The sequence below is a fragment of the Halobacteriovorax sp. genome (genome assembly GCF_041587335.1).
GTDB lineage: Bacteria > Bdellovibrionota > Bacteriovoracia > Bacteriovoracales > Bacteriovoracaceae > Halobacteriovorax.
The window spans coordinates 1-3787 of record NZ_JBFGYP010000198.1 but is presented as its reverse complement, the minus strand read 5'-3'; the positions used below and the strand labels follow the sequence as shown (position 1 = coordinate 3787).

Sequence of the window (3787 nt, the reverse complement as noted above, 5' to 3'; positions counted from 1 at the left end):
TTTGTTGAATTATTTGGTGAAAATGCACCATATGACAGGTTCAATGTTGATGAGCAAGAAGTCCTTATAGGTAGAGATCCTGCCAAATGTCAGATTGTTTTAAATGACCCAGAAGTCTCATCTACACATGCAAAGTTAAAGAAAAATAATATCACCTGTGTGCTTGAAGATTTGCAGTCCGGAAACGGAACTTTGTTAAATGGTGAGAGAATAAACCAGGCCGTGCTAACTAATAACGATGAATTTATAATTGGTTCAACAACTTTTACTTTTAGAGTTGGCTCAGATTTTCTTGAAAAAGAGAAAGATCGCTTAATGCCTGTTGAGGAGAATCAAGTTGTAGAGGTAGAAGAAGTTGTTGAAGTATCATCTGATTATGAAGGTGATGACGATGTCGTTGAACTTGATGGTGATGGTTTTGGAGAGCAGACTAGTGCTGGTCCAAAATCTTTATTTTCAAAAGAGTCATTAAAGGATCCAGCTCAGAGAAAGAAAATTATCTATATTGTTGTAGGATTACTTTTAGCCATTGTATTTCTTACAGATGACCCCGTACCTGGCGAAAGTGAAAAGAATAAGAAAAAGAATGAGCAACTAGCGAATGCTCCTAAAAAAGATTTGGGAAAACCTAAAATTCAACTTACTCCGGAACAATTAGAGTTTGTAGAATCACAATACTTACTCTCTCAAGATTTATTATCAAGTGGTAAGTATGAACAATCTTTAATTGAAGTAGAGAGATTAAGACAGGTCATTCCTGAGTATAAAAACTCAAATCAAATTTATAATAATGCTAAAGAAGGGCTTGCCCGAATTGAAGAAGCCGAAAAGAAAAAAAGAGAAGAGATAAGAAGGGCTGAACTTAAAGTTAAGATTGCTAAACTTCTTGTTAAGGCCAGGGAAGCTGTTAAGAATAAACAAGAAACATATGCACGTTCTTTATTTCAGGAAATACTGAGTTTAGATCCTGAAAACTATGACGTTCCTCAACTTAAGTTAGAGCTTGATGAATGGCGAAAAGAGCAAGATCGTATATCTGTTGAAAAGGCACAACGAGAGGCCGAGAGAAAGAGGCAAGAGACTGCTCTTGAGCCAGGAAAATCATTCTACTTAAAAGGACAATGGCATAGTGCAACCCTAAAGCTTGAAATATTTTTAAGACAACAGGGAATGGATGAGGACTTAGTTAAAGAAGCAACAGTGATGCTGAATGAGTCAAAAGAGAACCTAAATAACATTATTGGTCCCTTACTTGGAAAGGCGAGATCTTTAAATGAGGGACAGGATTTAAAGGGTGCTTATGAGACTTATAATCAAATTCTCGAGTTTGATCCTACAAATAAAGAAGCACTTAATGAAATGGACCAAATAAGGGATAGATTAACCCTAAGGTCAAAAAAGATTTTTAGAGAGGCCATAATTGCAGAATCATTAAGTTTATTTAATGAAGCAAAAGAGAAGTTTCAAGAGGTACAACAAGTATCTCCAATGGATAGTGAATATTATATAAAAGCGACTGAAAAGTTAAAAGATTATTTGGAGTAGAAGTGGTTAAGCTTAGAAGTTATTCTGTTTATACTAATCAAGGGCCATATCTGCAGATTAATGAAGATGATGCTGTTGTTGATTTAAAGAATAAGTTATTTCTTATTTTTGACGGATTTGGTGGTTCTAATATTGGAGATGCTGCAGTTGAGAAGATTAGAGATACTATTTTAAAGTTCTACACTAAGATAGGTGGAGATCCAGATTCAACCTTTCCTTTCTACTATAGTCATAAATACTTAATTGAGGGAAATGCTCTGGTTAATTCAATGCATCTAGCACACTCAATTATCAAAACAGAAAATCAGGATAAAGACCTATCAAGTAGAGGTGGGGCATCATGTATTGCTGCAACTTTAGCAGATAGTATTCTTACTACTTCTGCCACAGGGAGCTGTAGTGCCTTTCTGTTTAGGCGTGGAAAGTTAGACAATATTGTGAGGCCAGACTCTTTAGAATCTTTAAGTGAAGATAGCTACGATATTCAATTTAGAACTACGCCTATGAGTGGTTTTGGATTATTTGACGATCTTCACTTAAACGTAAAGGAGTTCAAAGTCATGACTGGAGATTTATATATCTTTATGACTGACGGTATTTACTCAAGAGTGACTCACAAGGAAATCAAGCATACTCTTGAGAGACAAGACCTTGATGATAACGGGAAAATAAAAGAGCTGACTAAGCTTTCAAATCAAAGAGGAAACCTAGATAATCAGTCGACTATTTTCCTCCAGTTTTAGTTAACGATTTAATAATCAGTTGCTTACCTGCCGAATTTAGGTGACAATATCTCTATGGCAGAAAAAATATTAGTCGCTGACGACAGTCTTACAATTCAAAAAGTTATATCAATCACTCTATCAAATACTGACTATGAGCTAGTCGAGTGTTTGAACGAAAATGATCTCCTTCAAAAATTAGAAGTAGATAGTTTTGACTTAGTTTTACTTGATTTTAACTTATCTGAAAAATTATCAGGGTATGATCTTGCAAAGAAGATTAAAGATCTTTCTCCTGATACTCAAGTTCTAGCTATGCTAGGGACTTTTGATACAATTGATGATTATCAACTTTCAGATTGTGGGATTGGCGATAAAGTTGTTAAACCTTTCGAAAGTGAAAAGTTTATTCAGAAATGTCGAATTCTCTTAGATAGTAAAAGTGAAGCAACAGATATCAACTTAGAAGAAACAGAGTCTTATTCAACAGAGTCTGAAGAAGAAATTGATGAACCTGAAGACATCATTGGTGATGACTGGGTTGTTGACTCACCTAGACCAAGTGATGACTCAAGTGCAACACTGTCTAAGTCTGATCAAGAACCTGAAGAGCTAGTTTTTGACGAAGCTACTGCTGAAGATGCTTTAAGTGAAGAAATGAAGGGATGGGGAATAGAAGTTCCAAGTGTAATTGGAACAGAAAATAAATTTGGTGTATTCCCTCCTAAAATAGAAGCTCAGTCAGTAGAGACTGAAGAAGAAGTTGAAGAGCTAGATAATGTTTTAACTTTAAACGATAATGCTCAAGAGTCACAAGATTCAGACTTAATATCTCTAGATGAAATTTCTGATAATGGTAATGAGGAAGAAGAGGACTTAGATGAGACCGATCCTTCTTTTCAGATGCCTCAAGAGTTTTTAAATGAAAAAGAGACTTATCACTCAATTGAAGAAGAAATAGATAAAGACGACTTTTGGGCCGTTGATGGTGAAAGTGAAGAAGATAGTTTTGATGAGAATCAAAACTCATTTGAGACTAAACCCTCTTCAAGTGTTGAGGACTTAGACGATATTGCTGAAGATGAAGTTGATCAAATCTTTGCAGATCTTGAAAGTGAAATTGACTCAGAAAAAGAAAGTTATACTATTGAAAATCTTGATAATACAAATACTAGATCTCCTGCAATTGAAGTAGATATTGATACAGCAGAGATTGTTGCTCAAGTTAAGGAAGCTATCACTCCTGCCCTTGAAGAGTTAGTTCAGAAGTTTTGTAGAGAGAAAATTGAGCAAGTTGCTTGGGAAGTTATTCCTGACCTTGCTGAGAATTTAATAAAAAAAGAGATCAAAGATATTACTAGTACTCTCGAACATTAGTCTAAAAATAAAGAACCAGAATATATTTTTTTGATGAGGCCCTTACTTTCTATGAGGGCCTCTCCATTTTGACCAATTCCTTTAAAGATTCCCTTGTCTACATTCTTATCATCTCTAATTTCAACATTTTGACCTAAGTGAGA

Annotated in this window: 3 protein-coding genes and 1 pseudogene; 3 read left to right on the top strand and 1 reads right to left on the bottom strand. The window is 34.9% G+C overall.

From position 1 onward, the window contains the following. From ABX784_RS16070 to ABX784_RS16060, 3 genes are all read left to right on the top strand, one after another. On the top strand, positions 1-1545 hold a 1545-nt coding region (locus tag ABX784_RS16070; protein WP_372656080.1), incomplete at its 5' end, for an FHA domain-containing protein. Between the two features lie 2 nt (positions 1546-1547). Further along, complete coding sequence (locus ABX784_RS16065; protein WP_372656079.1) at positions 1548-2288, top strand: PP2C family serine/threonine-protein phosphatase; 741 nt, start codon at positions 1548-1550, stop codon at positions 2286-2288. Between the two features lie 54 nt (positions 2289-2342). Then, complete coding sequence (locus ABX784_RS16060) at positions 2343-3644, top strand: response regulator (RefSeq protein ID WP_372656078.1); 1302 nt, start codon at positions 2343-2345, stop codon at positions 3642-3644. Here the strand turns inward: ABX784_RS16060 and ABX784_RS16055 are convergent. Then, positions 3641-3787 (bottom strand): annotated as a pseudogene (locus ABX784_RS16055) (biotin--[acetyl-CoA-carboxylase] ligase); the annotation flags it as partial. The gene ABX784_RS16060 and the pseudogene ABX784_RS16055 overlap by 4 nt on opposite strands.

Coding starts and splice junctions, on each gene's coding strand:
- ABX784_RS16060 (WP_372656078.1), top strand. CDS start 2,343: ATGGCAGAAAAAATATTAGTCGCTGACGACAGTCTTACAATTCAAAAA.